General features: G+C 68.3%; 26 protein-coding genes, 1 tRNA gene and 1 pseudogene. 17 read left to right on the top strand and 11 right to left on the bottom strand.

The genetic code is table 11. The annotated features are described in order from the left end of the window. The first annotated feature begins 331 nt into the window (after positions 1-331). Positions 332-405, top strand: a tRNA-Gly gene (locus ACFVV1_RS05960). A gap of 272 nt (positions 406-677) precedes the next feature. Here the strand turns inward: ACFVV1_RS05960 and ACFVV1_RS05955 are convergent. Beyond that, complete coding sequence (locus ACFVV1_RS05955) at positions 678-1,409, bottom strand: alpha/beta fold hydrolase (protein WP_389985032.1); 732 nt, start codon at positions 1,407-1,409, stop codon at positions 678-680. A gap of 158 nt (positions 1,410-1,567) precedes the next feature. On the opposite strand from ACFVV1_RS05955, the gene ACFVV1_RS05950 reads away from it, so the two are divergent. Beyond that, positions 1,568-1,963, top strand: coding sequence for a helix-turn-helix domain-containing protein (locus tag ACFVV1_RS05950; RefSeq protein ID WP_351267035.1), 396 nt, complete (start codon positions 1,568-1,570; stop codon positions 1,961-1,963). A 357-nt stretch (positions 1,964-2,320) separates the two neighbouring features. Here the strand turns inward: ACFVV1_RS05950 and ACFVV1_RS05945 are convergent, their stop codons facing one another. The 6 genes from ACFVV1_RS05945 to ACFVV1_RS05920 form a co-directional block, all read right to left on the bottom strand. Beyond that, positions 2,321-2,896, bottom strand: a complete 576-nt coding sequence (locus ACFVV1_RS05945) for a PIN domain-containing protein (RefSeq protein ID WP_389985029.1) — start codon at positions 2,894-2,896, stop codon at positions 2,321-2,323. A 45-nt stretch (positions 2,897-2,941) separates the two neighbouring features. Beyond that, complete coding sequence (locus ACFVV1_RS05940; protein ID WP_389985026.1) at positions 2,942-3,391, bottom strand: helix-turn-helix domain-containing protein; 450 nt, start codon at positions 3,389-3,391, stop codon at positions 2,942-2,944. Between the two features lie 650 nt (positions 3,392-4,041). Next, the gene (locus ACFVV1_RS05935; RefSeq protein WP_389985023.1) at positions 4,042-4,254 is read right to left on the bottom strand and encodes a DUF4287 domain-containing protein; all 213 of its coding nucleotides are present in this window, start codon (positions 4,252-4,254) and stop codon (positions 4,042-4,044) included. A 69-nt stretch (positions 4,255-4,323) separates the two neighbouring features. Beyond that, on the bottom strand, positions 4,324-4,998 hold the full coding sequence (locus ACFVV1_RS05930) for a DUF998 domain-containing protein (RefSeq protein ID WP_389985020.1): 675 nt from the start codon (positions 4,996-4,998) through the stop codon (positions 4,324-4,326). 405 nt (positions 4,999-5,403) lie between these two features. Then, positions 5,404-5,823, bottom strand: a complete 420-nt coding sequence (locus ACFVV1_RS05925) for an SRPBCC family protein (protein ID WP_389985017.1) — start codon at positions 5,821-5,823, stop codon at positions 5,404-5,406. Positions 5,824-5,849: 26 nt separating this feature from the next. Beyond that, positions 5,850-6,212, bottom strand: a complete 363-nt coding sequence (locus ACFVV1_RS05920) for a VOC family protein (RefSeq protein ID WP_389985014.1) — start codon at positions 6,210-6,212, stop codon at positions 5,850-5,852. Between the two features lie 127 nt (positions 6,213-6,339). Between ACFVV1_RS05920 and ACFVV1_RS05915 the strand changes: the two genes are divergently transcribed. From ACFVV1_RS05915 to ACFVV1_RS05905, 3 genes are all read left to right on the top strand, one after another. Beyond that, positions 6,340-7,179, top strand: a complete 840-nt coding sequence (locus tag ACFVV1_RS05915; protein WP_389985011.1) for a helix-turn-helix domain-containing protein — start codon at positions 6,340-6,342, stop codon at positions 7,177-7,179. Between the two features lie 269 nt (positions 7,180-7,448). After that, complete coding sequence (locus tag ACFVV1_RS05910; protein ID WP_389985008.1) at positions 7,449-8,246, top strand: DUF6193 family natural product biosynthesis protein; 798 nt, start codon at positions 7,449-7,451, stop codon at positions 8,244-8,246. Positions 8,247-9,020: 774 nt separating this feature from the next. Next, positions 9,021-9,680, top strand: a complete 660-nt coding sequence (locus tag ACFVV1_RS05905) for an SMI1/KNR4 family protein (protein WP_389985005.1) — start codon at positions 9,021-9,023, stop codon at positions 9,678-9,680. A gap of 573 nt (positions 9,681-10,253) precedes the next feature. Here the strand turns inward: ACFVV1_RS05905 and ACFVV1_RS05900 are convergent. Beyond that, positions 10,254-11,297 carry a helix-turn-helix transcriptional regulator gene (locus ACFVV1_RS05900; RefSeq protein ID WP_389985002.1) on the bottom strand — a complete coding sequence of 348 codons (1,044 nt, stop codon included), beginning with the start codon at positions 11,295-11,297 and terminating at the stop codon, positions 10,254-10,256. A 126-nt stretch (positions 11,298-11,423) separates the two neighbouring features. Here ACFVV1_RS05900 and ACFVV1_RS05895 point away from each other — a divergent pair, with 126 nt between their 5' ends. The 6 genes from ACFVV1_RS05895 to ACFVV1_RS05870 all read left to right on the top strand — a co-directional run bounded on the left by ACFVV1_RS05895 (position 11,424) and on the right by ACFVV1_RS05870 (position 16,758). Further along, the gene (locus ACFVV1_RS05895) at positions 11,424-12,161 is read left to right on the top strand and encodes an NIPSNAP family protein (RefSeq protein WP_327274315.1); all 738 of its coding nucleotides are present in this window, start codon (positions 11,424-11,426) and stop codon (positions 12,159-12,161) included. A 536-nt stretch (positions 12,162-12,697) separates the two neighbouring features. After that, positions 12,698-13,438: a hypothetical protein gene (locus ACFVV1_RS05890; RefSeq protein WP_389984999.1), complete on the top strand. Its 741-nt coding sequence runs from the start codon at positions 12,698-12,700 to the stop codon at positions 13,436-13,438. Positions 13,439-13,485: 47 nt separating this feature from the next. Then, positions 13,486-13,983 (top strand): hypothetical protein, encoded by a 498-nt coding sequence (locus ACFVV1_RS05885; RefSeq protein ID WP_389984996.1) that lies wholly within the window; start codon positions 13,486-13,488, stop codon positions 13,981-13,983. A gap of 573 nt (positions 13,984-14,556) precedes the next feature. After that, complete coding sequence (locus ACFVV1_RS05880) at positions 14,557-15,873, top strand: hypothetical protein (protein ID WP_389984993.1); 1,317 nt, start codon at positions 14,557-14,559, stop codon at positions 15,871-15,873. Positions 15,874-16,111: 238 nt separating this feature from the next. After that, the gene (locus ACFVV1_RS05875) at positions 16,112-16,360 is read left to right on the top strand and encodes a type II toxin-antitoxin system CcdA family antitoxin (RefSeq protein ID WP_358394569.1); all 249 of its coding nucleotides are present in this window, start codon (positions 16,112-16,114) and stop codon (positions 16,358-16,360) included. After that, positions 16,357-16,758, top strand: a complete 402-nt coding sequence (locus ACFVV1_RS05870) for a DNA-binding protein (protein WP_389984990.1) — start codon at positions 16,357-16,359, stop codon at positions 16,756-16,758. Before ACFVV1_RS05875 ends, ACFVV1_RS05870 begins: the two co-directional genes overlap by 4 nt. Positions 16,759-17,036: 278 nt before the next feature. On the opposite strand, the pseudogene ACFVV1_RS05865 reads toward ACFVV1_RS05870, so the two are convergent. Together ACFVV1_RS05865 and ACFVV1_RS05860 are read right to left on the bottom strand one after the other, a co-directional pair. Next, a pseudogene (locus ACFVV1_RS05865) lies at positions 17,037-17,263 on the bottom strand (site-specific integrase); the annotation flags it as partial. Next, the gene (locus tag ACFVV1_RS05860) at positions 17,161-17,697 is read right to left on the bottom strand and encodes an NUDIX domain-containing protein (RefSeq protein ID WP_389984986.1); all 537 of its coding nucleotides are present in this window, start codon (positions 17,695-17,697) and stop codon (positions 17,161-17,163) included. The gene ACFVV1_RS05860 and the pseudogene ACFVV1_RS05865, both read right to left, overlap by 103 nt. Positions 17,698-17,991: 294 nt before the next feature. Here ACFVV1_RS05860 and ACFVV1_RS05855 point away from each other — a divergent pair, with 294 nt between their 5' ends. Genes ACFVV1_RS05855 through ACFVV1_RS05835 form a run of 5 tightly spaced genes read left to right on the top strand, consistent with a single transcriptional unit; the run spans position 17,992 to position 22,137 of the window. Beyond that, the gene (locus tag ACFVV1_RS05855) at positions 17,992-19,278 is read left to right on the top strand and encodes a hypothetical protein (RefSeq protein ID WP_389984983.1); all 1,287 of its coding nucleotides are present in this window, start codon (positions 17,992-17,994) and stop codon (positions 19,276-19,278) included. After that, positions 19,278-19,934 carry a uracil phosphoribosyltransferase gene (locus tag ACFVV1_RS05850; RefSeq protein WP_389984980.1) on the top strand — a complete coding sequence of 219 codons (657 nt, stop codon included), beginning with the start codon at positions 19,278-19,280 and terminating at the stop codon, positions 19,932-19,934. Before ACFVV1_RS05855 ends, ACFVV1_RS05850 begins: the two co-directional genes overlap by 1 nt. After that, complete coding sequence (locus ACFVV1_RS05845) at positions 19,931-20,668, top strand: class I SAM-dependent methyltransferase (protein WP_389984977.1); 738 nt, start codon at positions 19,931-19,933, stop codon at positions 20,666-20,668. The genes ACFVV1_RS05850 and ACFVV1_RS05845 overlap by 4 nt, the downstream gene beginning before the upstream one ends. Next, positions 20,665-21,234, top strand: a complete 570-nt coding sequence (locus ACFVV1_RS05840; RefSeq protein ID WP_389984973.1) for an inosine/xanthosine triphosphatase — start codon at positions 20,665-20,667, stop codon at positions 21,232-21,234. Before ACFVV1_RS05845 ends, ACFVV1_RS05840 begins: the two co-directional genes overlap by 4 nt. Continuing rightward, on the top strand, positions 21,235-22,137 hold the full coding sequence (locus ACFVV1_RS05835) for a carbohydrate kinase family protein (protein ID WP_389984970.1): 903 nt from the start codon (positions 21,235-21,237) through the stop codon (positions 22,135-22,137). It begins immediately after the preceding gene. A 13-nt stretch (positions 22,138-22,150) separates the two neighbouring features. Here the strand turns inward: ACFVV1_RS05835 and ACFVV1_RS05830 are convergent, their stop codons facing one another. Beyond that, a complete protein-coding gene (locus ACFVV1_RS05830; RefSeq protein ID WP_389984967.1) occupies positions 22,151-22,399 on the bottom strand; it encodes a hypothetical protein in 249 nt (82 codons plus the stop codon). 221 nt (positions 22,400-22,620) lie between these two features. Between ACFVV1_RS05830 and ACFVV1_RS05825 the strand changes: the two genes are divergently transcribed. After that, the coding region (locus tag ACFVV1_RS05825) for a WD40 repeat domain-containing protein (protein WP_389984964.1) at positions 22,621-23,427 on the top strand (807 nt) is incomplete at its 3' end.

The raw sequence follows: 23,427 nt of genomic DNA, 5'->3' as shown, positions 1-23,427 counted from the left end.
CCGCCCGGGACCGATCCGCCCGGGCCCGAGCTGCTGCATCGGGAACGAAGCGGTAGCGAAAACGTGACCTTCGGCACAGCGGACGACGGTGCGCTTCATGGAGTCCATCAAGTCCCTTCCCCAACAAACCGTGGACGAGAACGCCACATTAGGGGATGAACGGGACGCCACTCCAGGCGGCACTCCGACCCCCCACGCTACGCCCCCAACTCCCGCCCCCGGCACCCGCATCCACCCTCCCCCACAACAAAAAGGCCCCACGGCTCAAACGCCGGGGACCTGGCATGGGGTAGAGTGTGCAACGATGCGCGAGCGATCAACGGTGCGCTTCGCGGGTGTAGTTTAATGGTAGAACATGAGCTTCCCAAGCTCAGAGCGCGAGTTCGATTCTCGTCACCCGCTCCATGAAAAAGCCCCAGGCCAACGGCCGGGGGCTTCTTTGTTGTCTGGCACCGTTCAGGGGGCCCGCGCCAGATCCGCACCAGAAGGCTTCTTCCTCTGCCTTCTCCCGGGCGGTGCGCACAAGGTCGACCAGCCGCGAGCATGCGTACAACGATGCGGGCGCCGCGGCCCTGCTATGCCCCAGCTCGTTGGGAGCGGGCGGCTTCGTGGCCCAGGTTCACTGTCCGTCAGTGGCGGGCCTTCTCCGGCTCGCTACTGCAGTCACGGTCCGGACGCTAACGAAGAGTGGATTCAAGCAGCAGTTCGCTCAGGTCCGACGGCATGGTGGTCATGCAGTCGTGTCCGGTCGGCAGTTCCCGTATCCGTGCCGGGGAGCCGTTGGGTTGTGTCGCGGGGACAGGCCGCCGCACGATGCCTTCCGGCTCTGCGCCGACACAGTGGATGTGCGTACGCGGAACCGAGTCCAAGGCGGGGTTGTCCAGCCGGACCGGTTGCCGCAGGCAGCGCACTGGCTGGTCGGAGAGCGTCGCACGCAGCCATGCGATGTCCGCCGGGTCGGTGACCCCGAACAGCCCGAGGGGCGGAGGCATCTCGGGCAGCGGCGGGATGCGCCAGCCGTTGTCGGACTTGGCGGCCAGGTCGATCAGGTTCTGGGTCATGGGCTGCACGTCGACGGCGGTCTCGCCGTGCTCCGGGACCATCGCGTCCAGGTACACCAGATGCGCGATCCGTTCCGGCACCTCGTTGGCCACGGACGAGACGACCAGCCCCGCGTAGCTGTGCCCCACGAGCACCACCTCGCTCAGGTCCTCCTCGTGGATCAGCTTTACGACGTCCTCGACGTGCGTGTCGAGCCCCACCTCGGGGCCGAGCAGGTGTGCCTTGTCGCCGTAGCCGGTCAGCGAGGGCGCGAACACGCGGTGTCCGGCCGACTCCAGCAGTGGGACCACCCGCTCCCAGCACCGGCCGCTGTGCCAGGCACCGTGGACCAGCAGAAAAGTTGCCATGAGGGGATTTCTCTTCCTCTTCGGGGCGTGACGGCACGGGAGCATCACGGTTCCTGTTTGTGCCTCGGTACTCTTCGGGAACCGTAATCATCGTGCTGCACCTGCCGCACCCCGATCAATAAGGCACATTTACGTGCCCTGGTTCTCTGGAGGTAACCATGAACGGCACAGCGGGCGGCGAGTCGCGGGCGGCACGGACGGAGGACCCGTGCCAGGCCCGTGAAGTGCTCGGCATCGTCGGCGACAAGTGGTCGCTGCTGATCGTGCGCAACCTCAGCCAGGGGCCACGCCGCTTCACCGAACTCAAGCGGGCCATCGACGGGATCAGCCAGCGCATGCTCACCGTCACCCTGCGCGGCCTGGAACGCGATGGAATCCTCACACGGACCGTCCGCAATGTCATGCCACCGCACGTCAGTTACGAACTCACTCCGATGGGCAGGACCCTCCGCGAAGCCACCGCGCCCCTGTTGGAGTGGAGCATCACCCACCTGACCCACATCGACGCCGCCCGCGCCGCGTACGACGCCCGCCCCGACACCCCGCCCGCCTGACCCCGGCCCCGGCTGCACACCACCCGGCGATCACCATCGGCCACGCAGCCCGGACCGGGCAGCCCCGTCCGAGCGGTTGCCCGCACGGGAGCCCGTGCCACAACGTGCCAGAAGGGGCGGTAAACGGCGGTCACCAAGGGTGCTGACGGAGCAGCCGGGACGATGTCACCGGTGCACGTTCCCGCAGGTCAGGCGCGATACACGGGGATAGGTGCCGCCTGCTTCCCAAGCTCAGAGCGCGAGTTCGATTCTCGTCACCCGCTCCATGAAAAAGCCCCAGGCTAACGGCCAGGGGCTTCTTTTCCGTCTGGTCCGCATCAGAGGTTCGGCACCACCTTCGCACCACCAGCCCTCGCGTCACCTCATTCGGTGCCCGAGGTGTCCTGTCAGCAGGTCAGCGAAGACGGGTAGGCCGGCCTTCGCGAGACGGGCGACGGCATCAGCGAGGGCGACTGGCGGGTTGCGCTTCTCTCCGACAAGTCTGACTACCGTCTCCGCGACCTCGTGCGGCAACTCCTTGTACAGCCCGCACAGGTACGAATCCGGGTCGATCACTCGCACTCCGCGCTCGGCCAAATCACCGGCAGGGAAGTCGGCAACGTTCCACGTGATCAGGGCGTCGGCACCGGCCGCCACCGCTGCCGCCGAGTGATGCCGGTCGTCGGGGTCATCACCCGGCATTTCATCCACGAGGTGCCCGTATACCGCGGTCTCGATCTCGCAGTCGGGGAAGAAACGCCGGACGGCTTGGGCAACTGCGACAGCCGACTTCGCCGAACGCTTTCCCTCCCGGACGATGACCCGCTCCCACTCCGCGAGCAGCCGTTCGGACCACACGATCTCGTGGATAGCATCCTCGGTGAGGGCCAGCATCACGTCCATGACCGAGAACGGAAACAGGACGTTGGTGTCCACAAAGACCCGCGCTGCCACGCTCCCCCTCTTTCTTCACTTCGACGGCTACCCGTGACGCCCGGATCAAAAGGCCGGATCGACACCCTCCAAGACATCTGCGATCTGGCGCCGGCCCTCTCGGCGTCGTTCACGCTGCCGCTGGAACACCAGCACGTCCGCAAGGCGGACCACCCGGTGGCTACTGCCCGGCAGGTTCGTCGAAGGGATGTCGCCGGCATCAAGCAAGCGTGCGACGAACGGCCGAGACAGACCCAGAAGCTCAGCAGTCTCAGCGGGCGACAGCTGCGTCTCGGACGCCAGGACCGTCACCGCATGCCCACGGGCAAGCTCACCGGCCGAGGTCAGAAGCAGGCGGACCAGCTCCCCAGGCAGCACGAGCTCGCTGCCATCCCGGGTACGCACCAACACCTCGACCGCCTCCGGCGCCATCCGAGCAGTCGCCGCGAGCGCACCCTGGTGCGAGGGATTCGGCTCCACCTTCTCGGCACGGGCAAGAACGCTGGAACGAGCCATGGTCGCCTCCAATCACTGACCCCGCCTACGTATCATCTGAAATAACTGTAACCTGGGGGTCCGGCGCGGGCAACCCCAGGGCAGACGGGATCTGCCGCGTCCCGCCCGAGCGACTTGCCCTGCTCACCGATCTGCGGGCCAACGGCCCGTGGAGGCCCTCCGAACGGATACGTGAGCAGTACAGGCAAAGCTGACGCCCACGCCACCGGGCATCCCGGCGAACCACGCCAGCGCGCTGGGCAACGCACACCCCCTGCCAACACCTCCCCCTGTCACCGCGCAAGAGGCCGTGCCACAACGTGCCAGCAGGAACGGTAAACTGCGGCCACCAAAGGAACCGACGTAGCAGTCAGGGCCTGACCATCGGGACGCATTTCAGCAGGTCAGAGCCCATATGTAAGGTCAAGGGCCGGGTGATTCCCAAGCTCAGAGCGCGAGTTCGATTCTCGTCACCCGCTCCATGAAAAAGCCCCAGGCCAGCAGCCGGGGGCTTCTTTGTTGTCTGGACCTCTTATGGTCCGCGTGTCATTCGCCTGCCATGAGCTCCCTCGCGGTGCGTCAGGTCGAGGCTTGAGGATCCACTCCCCTCGACGGGAGTGCCGCGACTGACGCCTCACCGCCGCACGCGTGAGTTGGGGCCGAAGCCCTGGTTACCGGCCGCTGTCCTCGGCGAGGGTGTGGGCGACCAAGGCGTTGGCGTGACCGTGGCCCAGGCCGTGCTCGGACTTGAGCCAGGCGACCAGTTCCATGTGCTTGGTCAGCGGCGAAGAGCGGACGAGGCTCTTCCATTCGGAGATCGGGCGGCCGTACTTCTTCTCGATCGAGGGGAAGTAGCTGGCAGGGCCCTTCACAGCGTCGGTCATGGGATGTCCCGTCTGTCGAGCGAAATGATCTTGCTGTCTTCGAGCATTGGCGGCTGGATCACCGCCTGGCTAGTGCTTGTCCGGCGACGCCTCGGCGAGCAGTCGGGCCGTGACGGCTGCCAGCCAGCAAAGGCCGAGGCCCGCTCCGGCGGTGAACGCCAGGACAGAGGCGGCAGAGGCCATGAACCCGGCCAGGACAGCGACCGGAGCGACACGGGAGGCCAGGGCCCAGCCGCGGTGGCCCCGGGCCGCGAGCGGACGGGCCAGGACGAGGAACGCGGCGCACAGCGCGAGGAAGCCGATCATCCCCCCACCCATGTGGACGGCGCCGTGCGCGCTCATCGGGGGCGCCTCGGGGGCGCCAACGGGGAAGCCGGCCCCGGCGTCGGCCCGGAAGGCTGCGGCGGCCAGGAACGAAGCACCGAACACGCCAATCAGGACCGGTCCCCAGGTGCCGCCCGGCTCTCCTCGCAGCACCCGGCGCAGCCCGATCGCGCCGCTGAACAACAAGGCACCGGTGAGCAGGAAGTTCGCTGTCTGGATCCACCCCATGTCACCAAGGGCGAGCTGGCTGATCGCGTTACGGGTGAAGTCGAAGCCCTCCCGTGTAAGCCCCTGGACGATGCCCGCCCCAAGGAACAGCGGGCCCGCGACGAACGCGCCGGCCAACAACCCCCGTGACGCAGGCGAGGAGACGGCCGCGGTGCGGGCGGCGGGCGGGCGGGCGCTGAGTGTCTGGGTCATGGCGGGCCTTCCTCGTTCGGGTGTTGTCGCATGTATGACTGGCGACGAACGCGGAAGTCATCGATTCGAAACGTATGACCTGGATCACAGGGCGTCTGGAAGGCGGGCGCCCCGTCCGATGTCGCCGCGCCAAGAAGGCCGTGCCACAACGTGCCAGTGGGGGCGGTAAACAGCGGTCACCAGGGGGCACGTCGAAAGTCGTCGCACAGCCTCACCAGCAGACATTTCCGCAGGTCAGCAACCATATACGCCTCATGTACCGAGTGCTTCCCAAGCTCAGAGCGCGAGTTCGATTCTCGTCACCCGCTCCATGACGAAGGCCCAGGTCAGCGACCTGGGCCTTGTTTGTTGTCTAGACCTGTCTAAGCGCCTTGCACCGCCTCTGCACCACCTGTCCCGAGGTTCCTACCTGCCCGCCGGGCCCGGGGTGGCCTTCAGCGTCTCCCGCATGATGCGCGAGCCTTGCTCAGCCATCTCGCCGATGGGGACGGCGAGTTCATCCGGCGTCACGTCGATCGTCCAGACGAAACGGCTGCGCCCTTCGGTGTCGGCGAGGACCTGCATCGAGGCGTGATGGTGCTTCGGCGCCATCGAGCCGCCGACCACCGCGTAGGCCACCCGGCGGGACGCCTCGTCGATGTCGACGATCAGCTCGTGCGCGACCACACCGTTCGCGAAGGTCACGATCCTAGTGTCCGCCTCCATGCGAGTGTCCGTGACGAAGCCCGGCACCAGGCACTGGTGCACGGCTCCGACCTCGCGCAGAGCCGCCCAGACGTTTTCCGGGGAGTTGTCGATCAGGAATTCCTTGTTGATGTGAGCCATGTGCCCTTCTCCTGTCGGGGGACGTGTCAGGCGCCGGTGGTGAGGCAGAACGGATGCCCCTCGGGATCGGTGAGGACGACCCACTGGTCCTTGCCGGGCTGGAACTCGGGCCTGAACGCTCCGAGGGCGAGGATCCGGCCGGCCGCCTCCTCCAGGTCGGTGACCGTGAAGTCGAGGTGGGCGTGCTTGGCATCGTCGGGCCAGCCCGGGGCCTGGTAGCCCTCGATGCGTACGAACGCCAGGCCGGGCTGCTCCCCGCCGGCCAGGGAGGCGTAGTCCTCGCCGCTGTAGGTGATCTCCCAGCCGGTGACCTCCCTGTAGAACTCGGCGAGCCGAACCGGGTCTCCACAATCGATGACTACGGTGCTGATCTGCGCGAGAACGGACATGACGGTGACTCCTTGAGCGCGGTACGGGATGACGTGCGACGCCGCTCAGCTTGCTCGCCACGCCCCATCCCGGTCTTGAAGATCCTTGCGGGGGGCCGATGTCAGACCCCCGGCGTAGCGTCGAAGAGTGCTCACCGCCACCGTCCTCGCCGCCCGGCCCGACTTCCGTATCACTGCGGTGAGCTGCCGGGACGACCACACCAACTGGTCGCAGACGGAGGTGCGCGAGGACTACCGGGTGGTGCTCGTGCAGCGCGGCCGGTTCCGCAGGCAGGTGGCCGGCGCCCCGGCCGAGGTCGACCCGACGACGGGCTATCTCGGTGTGCCGGGTGAGGAAGAGCGTTTCGCGCACCCGGCCGCCGGGGGCGACGAGTGCACCTCGATCAGCCTGACGCCCACGCTGTGGCGGGCCGTGGCCGGTGAGGACGCCCGCCCGGCTCGGCAGAGCGTGTACGTGGACGCCCGCCTCGACCTGGCCCGCCGCCGCGTCCTCGCGTCCGCCCGCACCGGCGACGTGGACCACGCTGTGACCGAAGAACTCCTCGGGCTGCTCTCCGCCACCGTCGGACAGGCCGTCGACAGAGCCGTCCCGACCGGCACGCGCCCCGGCCGGGACGAGGGGCCGCTCGTCGCCGCGGCCCGGCAGGCGATCGGCGAGGCCCACCCCGCCTCCGAGGGACTGCTGCCGCTCGCGGAGCTCCTCGGCGTCTCGCCCTACCGTCTGAGCCGCGCCTTCACCCGCGTGCTGGGAGTCTCCCTGACCCGCTACCGCAACCGGGTCCGTGTCGGCCGCGCCCTCGACCGTCTGGACGCGGGCGAGGAAAGCCTCGCCACCCTCGCCGCCGACCTGGGCTTCTCCGACCAGGCCCACCTCACCCGGACCATGCGCCACTACCTCGGTCACACACCGACGGCACTGCGGCGGCTCCTCACCCCAGGGCACTCTGAGGGGGACATAGCCGGGTAGAGGGCCCTCAGCCAGGGGCCGGCACGTGCCACTACGTGCCAGTAGGGACGGTGCGCAGCAGTCGAGAAGGGGGCGGCGAACCACCTCGCCCGAGGCCCACAGCAAACGTTTGCCCAGCTCAGATCCTATGCGGCCCCTCAAGCACCGGGTGATTCCCAAGCTCAGAGCGCGAGTTCGATTCTCGTCACCCGCTCCACGATGCCCGCGCCCGTTCACGGTTCGGCGCGATCAGCCCGCCTGGCCTCGTTATCACTACCTAAGGTGTGCACATGCCCGAACGCTCAAGCGAAGTGCTGCCCGAGCTCTATCCGGAGCTGGCTGCGCCAGGCGGTCTGAGAGAAGCGCTGGCTCGCGAGGCGGTTCGGCGCGGGCACTGTGCCGAACCGCTGGATCCCGTTGAGGGGTACGATCCCGCGGTCGCCGCATGCTGCGCACGTGGCAAGGCACGGTTCGCCGTATACGCAACCAACGCTGACGAACGCGAGTTCCGCATCGAGATCTCCACGAACTCCGGATGGCCTTGGGGAGCCTTCGGCAGTACCGGTGACCTCGCGGTAGTCGACGCCATCCTGCACGCCTGGCGTGAGGGGGCGTCGATCGATCAACTGCGGCACGAGTGGACGTTGCTCGCGGCGAGCCCGCTGAAAGCGGCACCGCCGGGGATGGTGGTCTCGACCGCATGGCGGCTGACCCTGGAACGCTCACCGATGATCAGGCTGGGCGACGCCGAACTGGCCGAGGCCCTGCATGCGCAGCCGGCCCTGCGCGTGTTCTTCCCGTTTCCGTCGCACGGAGAGTTCAGCCTCCTCAGCAGTACGGCTGATCCCTTCTATGAAGAGGTTCCACGTGCAGTGCCGAGCGGAGACGGACTGTGGAACGTGGTTCTCGTCCGCTCGCTGTGGTCGCCGCACATTCCGTCACGTGTGCTCGGATCCCGCCTCGGCGCTCGCGAGGCCGCAGCGCTGATAGCCGCGAACATTCCTGCAGGTAGTGGCCCGGCCATCGAAGGAGGCTGGCCGCAACCGCCGGCCATCATGACCCCAGTGCTCGGTGACGTCGACGGCTGACGAAAACGGCCCCGCTCACTGGGAGGAGACCGGACTGACGGCCGACGTCCCCAAGATGGAACTGCCGGTCCCGGACACGCCACCACAGCACGACGGCGCCCATGTCGCAGATCACCGGGGATCTACCCCCCATCGGCACGAAGCCCGCCCCCCACGTCATTCACCAGGCGGCGATCCTTCAGCCGCACCAGCGGTGACCGTGCCACAACGTGCCAGTAGCAACTGGTAAGGAGCGGGGGACGGACAGGCGCCCCAGGCGGGGCCGGGCGTTCCTCGGCGCGCCATTCGACGGTATCGGTCACCACTGATAATTCATCGAGTTCAACTACTGCAGTAATGAACGGCGTTGGAGATGACACAGCGATTTTCGGCCTGTTGATCACGGCATCGATGTGCCTGCCGGTGGCTGGTGCTGTCATGAGAGCAGCGGACACCATCGTCGGGGTTGCTGCTGGTCAGGGTCGCCCGATGGACGCTGGCGAACTGGTGAGTGCTGGTCGCACTTGACCTGGTGGAGCTGCTCGTTCTTGCGGGCTGGATCTACCCGGAGATTGACCGAATGAGGTCAGCACAATTACATACCCATGGACCGAGCTCTTTGCTGGGTCGGCTCGACCCAATACACCTCACCACATCCGAGGACTTCGTACGTGATCTTCTCGCTCGTGATGACTCCCGGACCACATTGCGCGGGAGATAATCAGCTTGCACTGGGTACCCGTGCTCCACGGTAATTCCGTGCCGGCGCGGTGTGCATCGCCCTAGCGTGTACCCATGAGTGAGGACATGTGGGCGGGAGTGCGGGAGCGGGTGCTCCGGCTCGCCGAACGCTCCGGAGCGGACAAAGTCTTCGGGGCACAGGGGCATGGCTTTCGCCTCGGTCCGGTCATGAGCGAGGAACAGCTCCAGGCACTGGAGGCGGACCTGGGCGTGGGTCTGCCCGCGCAGTATCGGAGTTTTCTCCTCCATGTCGGAGGAGGGGGAGCCGGCCCCGACTACGGTCTGATGACACCGGCCTTGGGCGACAGTGGGTGGCAGTGGCGCGGCATCGGGCTCGCCTTCTCCGCGCAGCCGACCACCGCCGAGTTCGCCGGACGGCCCTTCGTGGCCGAGGAGCTGCGAAGTGAGCTTGCCGCGCTTGAGGCACAGGAGCCCGAGAAGGACGCCTTCGCGGCCGACGAGGAGTTCCGCCGCGCGTACGCGGCCTGGAATGTGCGCTACGAGGAGCTGCATGACGCGCAGGAGGCGGGCGCGGTGTTCCTCAGCGAGCAGGGATGCGGCTATGCGTCGCTGATGGTGATGACGGGCCCGCACCGAGGCGCCATCTGGGAGGATCTGAGACCGATGGACCGGGGGATCGAGCCGACCGGGCATGACTTCACGTACTGGTACCGAAGTTGGCTCGACCGCACCGAGCAACGGCTCGGAACCTGACAGGGTGAGGACCATGCAGTACTGCGAACGCCATGAAATGCACAACTGCGCGGACTGCGCTCCGCGCGCACCTCTCAGCAGTGCATCCACCAGCGATTGGGGCGAGTGGCCAGCGGCTGCGATCATCATCCACGCCAGCGGCAAGGCCCACCTTCCCGGCTGCACGCACATCGTCCCGTCCGACATCCGGCCACCCCTTTACGGCTGGGTGCTCACCCCCTCACCCGGAGCATGGCGTCGCCTCGCGTCCTCCTACCCTCTCTGTGCCACACAGGGCAACACCGAGCGGGCGGCTGTGAGCCGCTGCGAGAGTTGCGACGCGACGCAATAGGGACACCGCTCGACTCCTTGGTGGGGAAGAACCTGCCCATTCAAGCTGAGCCGACCGTGCCCCGACCATGCCCTTCGGAGCGGTGATCCGGTCAGAACGAGTACGACCGGATCACCGCTAAGAGCCGCCCATGAGAGCGTTCCCGCAGGTCAGATAGCTGACGATCCCACCGAGCAACGGTGATTCCCAAGCTCAGAGCGCGAGTTCGATTCTCGTCACCCGCTCTTCCACGAGGCCCCAGGTCAGCGACCTGGGGCCTCGTCGTTGCCCAGACTTCTCCAGGCATCGCGGACCAGCGCACCACCTGGCTCCTTGTTCTCGTAGGCTCGGGCGAGTATCCCTACGGTGGCGGCCATGGCCTGGCGGAGTTCGGCCGGTGCAACGACCTCGACATCCCCACCGAGCCTCAGCAGCTCGCCGCAGGCGTGCTCGGTGCCCTCGACCGGGATGACCGCCTCGACCCATCCGTCGTCGCCGACAGCGGTCGCGGTGGATTCGACTGCCCGCACCACCTCCGGGGGGACGTTGTCGGGCAGGCGCCGGCGTCCCCGGGGAGACAGGCGGACGGTGGCTGTGCCGGTGTAGCGGCGAGCCTGGAAGTCATCGAGGTAGGAGAGCCAGTACGCGCCCAGGTCGAAGTCCTGCGGCCGGTCGAACCGCTCGTCGCCCAGCACCGCGTCGAGGACTTGGGCGACGCGGTAAGTCGCGGTCCCCTTGTCGGTGGCGGCCACGAGGTACCAGGTACCGGACTTGAGTACCAGGCCGTAGGGGTGGAGGTGGCGATCCACCTCCTGCGGGGCGCGCCAGCGGCGGTAGCGCACATCCACCGCACGCCGGGTGAGAACCGCGTCGACGAACAAGGGGAGATGCGGGGTCTGTTCGGGTTCCCGGTACCAGCCGGGGGCGTCCAGGTGGAACACCGCCGCGGCCCGTGCCGCCTCCTCGCGCAGTCCTGCCGGCAGCGCGGCAAGAAGCTTCAGCCGGGCCGCCGACATCTCGGCCGTGAATCCCAGGTCGGCGGCGGGCCCGGGCAGTCCGGCAAAGAACAGTGTCCGCGCCTCGCCCTCGCTCATCCCGGTGAGGCGGGTGCGATAGCCGTCGAGCAGCTGGTAGCCGCCCCCGCGGCCCGGCTCCGCGTAGACCGGGACCCCTGCGGACTGCAGACGTGCCACGTCACGGTAGGCGGTGCGCACGGACACGTTCAGCTCGTCGGCGATTCCCCGCGCGGACATACGCCCCCGCGATTGCAGCAACAGCAGCACCGAGAGCAGTCGACTGGCAGACATGCGCGCATTCTCCTCGGAAACCCTGACAGCACCTGTCACACAGCTCCCCTACCGTCGAACCACCTCCCGGCTACGACCGAACAGGCCGGGAGCCCTGCCCGGAGAACATCGAACAGGAGTCTTGCTGTGCCACCCACCGAACTCGTCGGCCCACCGGCCGTGATCGAGCTTCGCCAGTACACGCTGCGTCCCGGCCGGCGCGACGAACTCATCGAGCTGTTCGACCGGGAGTTCGTCGAATCCCAGGAAGACGTGGGGATGAGTGTGCTCGGCCAGTTCCGGGACCTCGACGATCCGGACCGCTTCGTCTGGCTGCGCGGATTCCGGGACATGGAGGCGCGCCATCGCGCGCTCACGAACTTCTACGGCGGACCCGTCTGGGCCGAGCACGGTCCGCAGGCGAACGACACCATGCTCGACTCCGACGATGTCCTCCTCCTGCGCCCCGTGTCGGCCGGGGGCGGCTTCACCGGCTCCCTGTCCGGGCGGCCCCCGGTCAGCGCTACGGCGCCTGACCGGTTCATGTCCGCCACCGTGTGGTCCTTCCCTCCCGGACGGCAGAACGGCATCGCGCTGATCCGGGACGGCCTCCTCCCCGCGCTCCAGGAGACGGGACCCGCACCGCTCGCCTTCCTGACCACCGAGCACGCGCACAACACATTCGCCGGGCTACCGGTCCGCGCCGGCGAGAACGTCGCCGCGATCTTCACCTCGTACCCCGACGAGAGTGCGCACTGTCGGCACCTCGCCGACATGCAAGCCCACTCCCTGGCACGGGACGAGATCCTGCCGGGTGTCGAGCGGGAACAGACAGCAGCACCTCAGGTACTCCGGCTCGGGCCGACCGGTCGCTCGCTGATCTGATTCCGAACCGGCACCTCAGGAGAGGCGGTCGAGGGCGCCTGCGGCAAGGCCGTGCCACAACGTGCCAGTAAGGGCGGTGAACAGCGGACGACACAGGGTTCGCCAGGGCAGCCAGAATAGGGCCAGGAGTCATCATTCCCGCAGGTCAGAGACCACTCACCGGCCGAAGCGCCAGGTGATTCCCAAGCTCAGAGCGCGAGTTCGATTCTCGTCACCCGCTCTTGAACGAGGCCCCAGGTCATCGACCTGGGGCCTCGTCGTTGTCTAGACCTCTCACGACCTGCCGTGCCCTCCACGTGCCCTATCTCGCGAAAATGCCCAGCCCAGAGGGCACGCGGCGCACCACCTTGCACCACCTCGGGCGGCACCCGGGTCCGACGGCGGGACGCATGGTCCGTGATCCGGGCCACTTGCCCGCCTCCCGGCGCGCTCATTGCTGCGGGAAAGGCCAAGGCTCTCGCCATTGGGCAGAGGGACGTCGCTGGTATCAGGAAACGCCCCACAGGAAGCGGGACCAGTGGCTAGCGTTTGACCTCATGACTGGTGCCGCACCCGCAGGGGTGGAGCTTCTGACGTGCCTGAACCGTCTGGAGTTACGTTTCGATTCCGCCGCATCTCTTGTCGCATCGGACGCCCACGACGATCCGGCGACACTGGAATGGGGCTGCCGTGCCGTCCTGCCCCTGTGGGAGCCGGACGACGAGGAGGCCGTGGCCGACAACGCCCGCCTTCTCGGCCCGGGCATGTCGCTGGCCCAGGCGTTGCAGGGACAGCGCCAGGAGTTGACGATCCTCTCCATGTCCGGGCTCACGCTGGACCTGTGGCGCATCGGCCACATCTACGCGTCGCTGGACTCGCGCGACGCTGACTACGAGCACTTCGCCCCACTCTTCGACAAGTCCGGGGATCTCGGCCTCCACAGCGACCTGGAGGAATGCCTGGTGAGCGGCACCCATGTCGTCATCATCGACCGGGCACAGATCGCGCCGGCCTGGCGTCGCTTGGGCGGCGTCGGCCGGCTGTTGATCGGCCGCATGCTCCGCTGGGTGGCCAGCCAGGCAGCGCTCGTAGCAACGCATCCGTACCCGATCGACATCCCTGTCGACGAGCGGGACGACAGGGCACGGGAGACACGGGAGAAGGTCGTCATTCAACGCACCTGGCGCTCCTTGGGGTTCGAACCCTTCCGCGAGGACCTGTGGGTTATGCAGCCGCATTTGAGTGCCCACGACGATGCCGTCGAGCGCTTGGAGACGGCCTTCGGCCGGTACCTCTGAGCCCTCACCTGCCCGGCCACGAAACGAGAGGACACACCGGTACCGCGATGCGTGAGTTCACCAACCACAGAGCGCAGCAAACGCTCGGCATTCTGCGCGCCTTCCACCTGGAAACCTTGAACTTCTCCGGAACGCATCCTGAGGCGACGCTGGCTGACTTCGAACACCACTTGAGCCAGCGGGTCGATGCCTTGGAGGCGGAGCTTGAGGCGGGTGAGAATGCAGCCCAGGCCGCCGTCGTCACCAAACCTCTGTCTGGCCCCCTCGCTGACCCCGAGCGCCAGAGGACGTTCCGTCAGCTACAAGAATCGCAGCCACCGGCGGCAGGGCTCGAGAGGGACGCCTGGTGGAAGCAGCGCAGGGCGGTGCTCGACGAGATCAAGGCACAGGGGCTGACGGAGGCCCTCAACTGGGAGTGCCGAGACTGCGGCGCCCCGGTTGGGATCGCCTGCCGTACAGGCGGTGGCAGGCCCAAGAAGCAGCCCCACTCCCTCCGGGCCGCCGACGCCGAAGCGCCCTACAACCACGCGTACGGACTGCGTTGAAGGCCGAGTCAGAGGCCGGGACGATAAACGGCGTCCCGGCCTTCCGGCTTCCCAGATCGTAGGAGCGAAAGCCCTGCAGCAGAGCGCCCACCCGCGGACAGACCCGCGCCGATAGGCAAATGGAACTGGCAGACCAGCTGGCAGCCGCTGGGGGAGCGACCCGCCCTCCTCCAGCGCCTCGTCAAACAAGCCTCAGTACTGGGCGACTATCCGGCATCCCTAGCAGCTCACGCACTCTCGCCGGCTTCCACGCAAGTTCCGCAGCAAGCGCACGTATCGTCAGCCCCGTGTCTTGTTCTGCCAGCTCGAATGCCTTGCTGAGCATCACCGGCTGTTCGCCGCTCCTGTCGGCGCCAAGCGCTCGGTGCGCGCGGGGCGCGGTGATCTGGTACAGGTCCGCACCCGCTCCACATGCGTGTGGGTCGACGGCGGACGGGATGGGAGCCGGGATAGGGGGTGGGCAAAGGTAGCTACGCTCAAGACGAAGCTCAAAATGTCCTCAAATTCATGTAGCTCCCCGCACCACTCCCGGATAATTACGCTCCCAATCATGGAGCCCCCGGGAAGGGGTCAATGGAATTGCTGTATAAATTCTTCGCGTCCATTGAGGCCAGCGTGACACAGCCTTGGCTTGCCATTCCCCTGAAGGTCGCCGTCGTTGCCGTCATACTGCTCGGTGCACTCACAGTCGCCCGGTTCTTGGCCATCAAATTCTGGGTGGAAGTAAGCGTGCGCGTCGAGCGGCGGATTTGGTATTCAGACGTCCTGGACTCCGCCAGTGAGATCGGTGCTCGTGTGGGGAATCCCGGCTGGCGAAGTAATCTACCGCGCTCGTGGGCCAACCTGGGGCGAAGGAGCCCAGCGTGGCTCCTTCGCTATTCGATGGCACGTCGCCTTGTCAGGCAAGTCTCTGTGGAGAAGCTCGAAAGGATGACAAAGAGGAGGAACACTTTAGAGCAGTTGTCGCGGATACCGAAGAGGGTCGTCAATTTTGCTTCTCGGCGCTCCTTGGTTCTCCTCGCATCGGGCGCAGCGGTGTATCAGTACGAGCGCCCAGGGAGAACTAGGGGTGATCTCCAGATCATTGCAGATGAAATCCCCCGGATCTCAGAGCAGAGGACATGGGTGCCGATCCTGGTCCTGGCTGTCGGAGTCTTCGCATTCACTCGAAGCGGAAGTTTGATCGACAGGATCAGGGCGAGGGACGAGGCGGCAAAGGATGTGAACCGCATGCTTGCCGAACTCCTTGCCAAGCTCTCTAAATTGGACGTCGCACTACAGGAGGTGCACGAGAACATTAATGCGTATCGTTCTGCCTACCTTGACGTTGCCTCCGGGGCGGCGGAGTCGGGACGCGCATGGTCTCCGGGATTCGGGTTCGAAAGTGATCACTACGGGCTCAGGGTAAGCCTCTACGGCAGGAAATCATTGGAAATCCTCCTTGAGGAGCCAGAATTCCAGAGACTGCAGTGCGCCCTAGACGCAGTCGCTGACCATTTGACGGACATCCGAGAAAAAGGGATATCTTCGGTAGCTCTCAGGATCCTTTCTCCCGTCTGGGAGGAGCTTTACGACTGCAGGCTCCAATCGCACCTCTACCACTCCACGAGTCGCTACGCCGTAGGCATCAAACATTCGATGCTCGGACTAGGGTGGATGAAGGAACGTCTCGAAACTAAGGAACGCCACTTCGGACGCCTCGCGAAAAAAGATGATCGCGACGACGGCGAACTTGATTCGAAGCTCGTCGAGGAGTCGTACCATCTGGATGACCTGATCCTGCAGAGCAGGTTGGCGCACTGTCAGTTGCAAAAGATCAAAAGATTCCTGCTCAAGCGTCTGCACGGCACGTCGCTAACGAAACTGGTCAGTGCCGTAGGGCATAAGTAACTGGCGTTCGGCGCGACCGTCGGTGCACTCACCTTTCCGTCGGGTGCCCGCCCGGCCGACGCCATGCTGGCCGGGTTGGCCGGCGCCGGGGCATCGGCATTGGCCCTGCACGCCCTAATCCAGTGAGGCGGACATCCTTTGCACACGACAGAGCAGCACTCCACCACCACAGGCGCCCGGTCGGAGCTCGGGGCGCCAATCACGGACGACCTCACGCATACTCCGGTATGCTCCGAGTGTGTCATCGACTACTCGCATCACTGTCACACTGCCCACCGACCAGGTGGCGGAGCTCCGCAAGCTCACGGACAACGTCTCCGGCTACGTGGCGGAAGCCGTAGCCCGCCAGATCCGGCACCAGCTCCTGGGCGAGGACCTCCGGCGCCATGAGGAGGAGCACGGACCCTTCAGCGACGAGGAACTCGCCGAGGCGCACGCGAAGATCTTCGGCGGCGACGGTTCCGCCAAGGGCGCGGATGCCGCGTGAGCGAGCGCATCGAGACCGTCGTCCTGGACTCGGAAGGGCTCTCCGCCTGGATCGCGCAAGACCGCAAGCTCCTCGCGATGTTGCAGGTCTTCCACGATATGGGCGCCGACCTGGTAATCGGGGCGAATACCATCGTGGAAGTCAGCCACTCCCGCACCAACATGCCTCGCCTGAACTGGGCTCTGTCCCGCGTCAAGGTGGAGCCGGTCACCACACAAGCGGCGAAAGCGGCAGCGGAGCTCCTCGAAGGCGCCGGACTGCACGGGCACAAGTACGCCATCGACGCCACGGTCGCCGAAGTCGCACTGCGCCAGCCGAAACCCGTCGCCCTCCTGACCTCCGACAGCGACGACATGACCAAACTCTGCGGCAGTCAGGTACGCATCATCCCCCTCTGACCCGACAGCCCACTTGGGGCACGCGCCTTGGCAGGCTGTGTTGCGCCGCCAGCCTCGTGCCCCATCCGTGCCCACCAGAGCGGACAACAGCGGTCAGATGCGGTCCCCAGAGCCCGTAGCCATACACCGTGCCCAATGGGAAAGCACAGGTCAGAGCCCCCTCAACGGTCCAAGCACCGTTGATTCCCAAGCTCAGAGCGCGAGTTCGATTCTCGTCACCCGCTCCACGACAAAGCCCCAGGTCATCGACCCGGGGCTTGTTTGTTGTCTGGACCAGTTCAAGCGTCCCGCACCAGATCCGCACCAGAAGGCTTCTTCTTGGCCCTCTCGCGGCGGCGCGCACGAGGTCGTTCAGTCCGCTCGCGACCTCTTGCTGTCGCTCAAGATCCGAGTGCTGGTAGATCAGCGCGGCCTTCTCCGATGACTGGCCGGCGCGGACCATCGTGTCCTTGAGTGTGGCCCCGGACCGGGTGGCCAGGGTGTGCCCGGTGTGACGAAGATCGTAGACAAGCGCGGTGGCGTAGCGGGCCAGGGCCGACACGGTGCCGTCGAGCGGGGCGCGGGCTCCTCACCGGCGGGCCGCCGCCACTCGGCCAGGACGAACAGCAGCGCGATCGCGGTGTCGGCATTCCACACCGGCCCTTCGGCGATCAGGCCCATTGCGGACGCCAGCGGGATCCACTCCATCCGCTTCACCTCGGCCGTCTCCGGCGGCTCGCCGACCCGTACCGGCCCGGTGCCGACGAAAACGTCCCGCCACGCGTCCACCGCGCCGACCATCGGCTGGAACCGGGTGGCGTGGCGCAGCCGGCCGCCCGGTAGCCGACCTTCGCGGAGCTCGCGCGCCGCGGTATGCCGGGGATCTTCGCCGGCGTCCAGCAGACCGCCGGTCAGCTCCCAGTCCCAGCGGTCGGAGACGAACCGGTGCCGCCAGATCATCAGCACCCGGTCCTGCTCGTCGAGCAGTATGGTGACCGCTGCCTTACAACGTGGTGCTCGAACCGCTCGCCGCCGGGCAGTTCGACGTCCGCGAGCGCGACCTGCACCCACTCGTTGTCGTAGACCGTCCGCTCACCGTGTACCAGCCAGGCGGTCGAGGTGCTCTCATCGGAGTTCTTGGCGAACGTACCCGACCTCGGCGCGGGATCGCCTCAAGACAGCTGACAGCGCGTCATCAATGAGCGATACTCGTCCTGCCGGCAGGAGCTGGCCCCAGCCGGAGGAGGGGGCGGCGTGTCCAGGACCGAGGGGTACGGCAACGCCTTCGGCGATCCTTCGGCCGACATCGCGCGGGTTGGCGAGATCTTCGAGGGCACCACGCTCTACCTGCGCAGGACCTTCGCACGCGGCCCCGTGCACAGCGGCTGGCGGCAGTTCCTCCAGGAGGACGGGCCACCGAGCGCGGCGGGCACGGCGTGCGCGATCGGCTCGCTGGTGGCCATGGGCGTCAGCCCGGGCGACCCCCAGTTGATCGCGGCGCGTGACTTCCTGTTCTCCGCCGTGTGCGCTGACGGCGGCTGGTCCAAGCCGCGGCTGGCCGACCACTTCAGTCTGACGATGGTCACGTGCCTGTCGCTGCTCGCGCTGGCCAGGATGGGCGTGTCCAGCGAGCACGCGGTTCTGCTCGGCGGCCTCGACTGGGTCGTGGCGGCGCAGAACGCCGACGGCGGATGGGGGAACACCTCCCGCGACGGCCAGAGCGACACCACCGCGACCTCCTATGCCATCCGCGCCCTGACCGTCGACGACGATGCACGGCTGCGGTTCGGCTCCGTCGTGGAAGCGGGCGCCGGCTGGGTGCAGCGGCAGGGCGACGACGACGGCGCCTGGGGGATCCGCGGCGGCACGGTGCCGACCATCGCGCACACCAGCCACGGCGTCGCGGCCCTGATCGCCGCCGGTCGGCCGCTGGAGTCGCTGCACGCCTCCCGAGCGTGGTTGCTGGCCCGTGCCCGCACCGATGCGCCGGCCGCCTGGCTGGAGCACTACAGCGGCTCCCCCCGGGGCGGCATCGCCCGCGCCGACGGCCCGGACGATGGCGCGCAGCCCCCTTTGAACGCTGTCGTCATGCGCTCGGAGCGGCTGCGCTGGACCCACCTGCCCGCCGAGCGCGCCCTGATCGCCCTGCTCTCGTTGGGCGTCGACCCGAGCGACGAGGCGGTCAGGCGGGTGGCGCGGGACACCGTCGGACGCCACCAGGACAACGCGTACTGGCGGGTCGACTCGATGCCGAACACCGCGCCGTCCTGGGCCATCGTGGAAGCGGTGGACGCCCTCGCCCGCTATCGCCGCCGGCTCGAAGAGGTCGGCCAGATCTCCTGGTTGAAGCGGATCAACGCCGGCCTGGTGGCGGAGATCGCCGATCTGCGGGTCGGCAACAGCGCGCTGCTGACGGCCGTGGAGAAGCTCAACGGGCGGCTGTCGGCGCTGGAGTCCGCGGGCGGCGACGGGCCGGGCGCCGCCGGCGACGCGCCCGACCAGGGACCGGCCCCTGCCGGAACCACGGAGGAACCGCGCTGATGCAGGAGCGCTCCTATGCCTGCGCGGCCCACCCCCGGTTGCGGGTCCACCCTTCGGTCGAGGCGGACCGGCTCAAGAGCGCGTTCCTGTCGGCGCCCACCCGCCCCGCCGACGCCCTCCGACACGTCCGCGCGATCGCCGGCATCCTGCTCGCGCGCTGGGCTCAGCCCGGCGCGGCGGCGGACGGCACGGTGCCCACCGTGCCGCTCTTCATGCTGCGCGGCGGCCTGATGCTGTGGCAGCCCTGGCTCGATGCCTTCGGGCCGGGTCCGATGGGCGTGCTGGTGCCGTACAGGACCGCGCACGAGGCGGATCCGGTCATGGTCTACGGCTCGGTCCCCGACGCCCTCGGAGCCCGCTACGCCCTGCTGGACGTGGCCCTGGCGTCCGGGCGGACGGCGCTGACCGCCTGCCGGACGCTGGCCGACCGGGTGGGCCCGCGGGCCGCCCGCATCGACGTCATCGTGCCCTTCGTCGCCGACCGGGGCCGGGACCTGCTGCTGGAACACGTCCCCGGGGCGCACATCCACTGCATCTGGCACGACGAGCGGGTGGCCGAGGACGGGCGGATGGTCGGGCCGGGATTCGACATCGGGGAGTTCGCCCTCGGCAACCCCGGCACCTCGCTGCGCTGGGCCGCCGGGCAGGAATCGTGAGCGGCCGCGCCCCGGCCGCCGGGAACCGTTCCCGCGCACGGCGGCAGCCGCTCCACGGCCGCTGCGGCGGTCTGCGGTGCTGGGAGGACCTCAAGGCGCCGGCGACCGCGGCGCTCATCCGTGAGCACGTCGGCACGGGCGGCGGGCTGGCGCTGGACCTCGGCTGCGGTTCCGCCGCCGTCGCTGCCGCGCTGGCCGCCGACTTCGACGGCGTGGTGGGCCTCGACCTCGACCCGTCAGCCGTACGCCAGGCTCGCGCCCGCGGCGTGCCGGTCGTCCGCGGCCACGCCGAGCGACTGCCGTTCGGCGACGCTGGCTTCGACTGCGTCTACAGCTACGGAGCACTCCACCACACCCGTCTGGAACGGTCGTTGCCAGAGGTCGCCCGGGTGCTCGTACCCGGCGGGGTCGCGGTGCTCGCCGACTTCCACGGCGACCTCGGCCCGCCCGCGGGCCGCGGCCCGCGGCGGATCCTGCCGATCCTCAGGGCGGCCCTGGCGGCGTTTCCCGCGTACGCCCGGCGCGCGGGAACGCTCACCGCGCTGCGGGTGACCGCCTATAGGCTCAGCCCGGCGTGGATCCGGCATGTACGGCGCGATGTGTTCCTGTCGCCGGTAGAGTTCCGAGCCGAATTCCAGACTTTTCTACAGGAAGCCTACTTTCACCAGCAGAATGGACTGATCGTCGTGGTGTGGAGGAAATCGCCCGAGCCGGCACCGGGGAGAACCGCGTGATCCACCAGCCCGACCCCGACCACAAGCCCCTTCGGGTGGTCACCGGCTCCCGCAACCCGGCCAAGACCGCTGCCGTCTGCGAGGCGTTCCGGCTGCTCACCGGCGCGGAGCCGACCGTGGAGGGGGTCGCCGTCGAGGACACCACCGCGCAGCCCATGACCGACGGGGAGACACTGGCCGGCGCCGAGTACCGCGCCCGGAGCGCCCGTTCGGCGCGGCCCGAGGCCGACTTCTGGGTGGGCATCGAGGGCGGCGTCGAGACCGTTGGCGGCCGGCTCATGGTCAACGCCTGGGTGGTGGTGCTTTCCGGGGACACGGTCGGCCGCAGCCGCAGCGCCACCTTCGAGCTGCCCGAGGCCGTTGCCGAGCCGATCAGGAACGGCAGCGAGATGGGCGGCATCACCGCCCGCGTGCAGCAGGGCGGCGACTGGCGCGAGATGGGCCTGGTCTCCGAGCTGTCCTCCGGCGTCGTCACCCGCACCACCTACTACGTGCAGCCGGTCGTCCTCGCGCTGCTGAAGTTCCTGCCGACCAGAGCCGACGCAGTGCCCGAGCTCAGGTACTGAATGGCCGGGCCGACACCGGACCGGGGGATGCTCGTCATCGGGGACGCGATGCTCGACGCGGTGGCCGTGTCGGATGCGCCGGTGCCCTTCGAGCCGGCCGAACTCGACTACGTGGGCGCCACGATCGACCTGCACCCCGGCGGCACGGGGGTCAACCTGGCGCTCTCCGCCGTCGCCTGCGGATACTCGCCGGTCCGCCTGCTGTGCAGCCTGGGCGCGGGCACCGGCGCCGGCGGAGTGGACGCGGCAGGCGCCTTGCTGCTGGACGCCCTCGCCCCGTCCGGGGTCGGCACCCTCGTCAACGTGGCGCCAGGCGCGGGCACCGGAATCGTGTCCGTCGGATACATCGGCGACGGCAAGCGAGTGATGTTCGGGTCCCCCGGCGCCAACCGCGCGCCGCTCTCGCCGGACGCGGTGGCGGCGGCGCTCTCGGCGCTGGACACCACCGGTGTACTGGTGGTGTCCGGCTGGATGCTCTTCCGGCCGACCACCCGCGCCGCCGTCGGGCGGATCATGTCCGAGGCGGCCGGGCGCGGCATCCCCGTGGTGCTGGACGTTGTCCCGCACGCGCTCCACCGGACCGTCTCCGCCGCCGAGTTCGACAAGGCGACCAAGGGTGTCGTGGACCACGTCGCGGGGAACGCGCTGACATTCGCCCGGCTGTTCGCGATCGACGTCGCATGCGCGGCCCCCGAACGCGTAGCCGGGCACCTGCTCGGCTCCTTCGCCGGTGCGCTCGTCCATGGCGGCGGCCGGTACGTGGCCGCGCACCGGACCCGCGGAGCACGCGGTGGGCCCTTCCCCGGGCCCGCCGACCAGGGCCGGCTGCGGGGCATGTCCGACCGGCTGTTGGTGTCCGAGGTGCGCGACCACTTCCTCACCGGCCCGCCGGACCCCGGCTGACCCCGTCTCGCGCTCACGTGCCGTCGGACGGTCCGGAGGGCCGGCCCGGCTGACCGGACTTCCACGTCGCGTAGAGGCCGGCGCCCACGCTGATCACCACCATCCCGTCGGGACCGCCGACCAGGAACACCACGGCCACCAAGGCCACCAGCGCCAGCAGCGCCACGAGGTCGAGGATCCGCACGCCCACCGGGCGCTGCCCTGGCGTCGTCACGGACTCGTCGGAAGGGGACTGCTTGCGGCCCCGCTGTGTCATCGTCATGTCCACCATGACAGGGCGGTCGCCGCCGGGGGCGGTAGCGCACCGAACGTTCTCGTACGAACAGGATCTGCGGAGAACAGCGCGGTACACCGCGGAACACCGGTCGGACATCATGATGCGGAGAACCTGTTCGTCGCTGTTCGCCGGTGTTCCGCGACGGGGCCGCACAGATCCCCGCGCACCGCGCGCGACCTGCCTCTTCGCCGTCCCAGGGAGGAACCGTGGCACCGGAATCCGCCGAACACCCCGGCGAGGAGGAGGACTTCGCAGCGGGACTGCGACGCCTGGCCGCCGACCTGCGGGCGTTGCGGATCGAGCGCGGGAAGCCCTCGCTCCGCGACATCCGGCGCCGCTCACCCGCCGACCGGATGCTGTCGGTCTCCGCCATCAGCGACACGCTCAACGGCAAACGGCTGCCCGGGCACGAGGTGTTCATGACCCTCGTACGCGCGCTACTCTCCTTCGATCGGGAGGGCCGCCCGCTGCCGAAGCCGCCCTCGCACAGCGACCCCGAGCTGCGCGCCTGGCAGGCCACGTGGCGCTCGCTGGCCGGGCTCCAGGACTCCGGCCGCAGGGCCCCGGCGGAGCTGCGGGAGGCGAACCCCGCACCAGCCCCCGCGCCCTTGACCACTCCCTTGGACGCCCCCTCTGCCGTTCCGTCCCCCGCCCCGGCCTACGTGCCCCTCGGACAGCCGCTGACCGGCCACACCGACACCGTGCGCACGGTGGCGTTCTCGCCGGACGGCACCCTCGTGGCCACCGGGGGCAGGGACACCACCGTCCGGCTCTGGGACGCTGCCACCGGCCTCCCAGCGGGCGAGCCGCTGCGGGGCCACGGCCGCACGGTGTTCGCGGTCGCCTTCTCACCGGACGGCACCCTGCTGGCCGGCGCGGGCGGCGACGGCACCGTACGGCTGTGGGACCCGCGGACCCGGCGGCTGCTGCGCACCCTCGACAGCGGCGGCTCCCACACCACCTCTGTCGCGTTCTCGTTTGGCGGCGAGGTGGTGGCGACGGCGGGTGCCGGT

This window comes from Streptomyces sp. NPDC058092 (assembly GCF_042884935.1).
In the GTDB taxonomy this organism is placed as follows: domain Bacteria; phylum Actinomycetota; class Actinomycetes; order Streptomycetales; family Streptomycetaceae; genus Streptomyces.
Note: the sequence above shows the minus strand (reverse complement) of the source record. Positions and strands in the feature narration are given on the sequence as shown.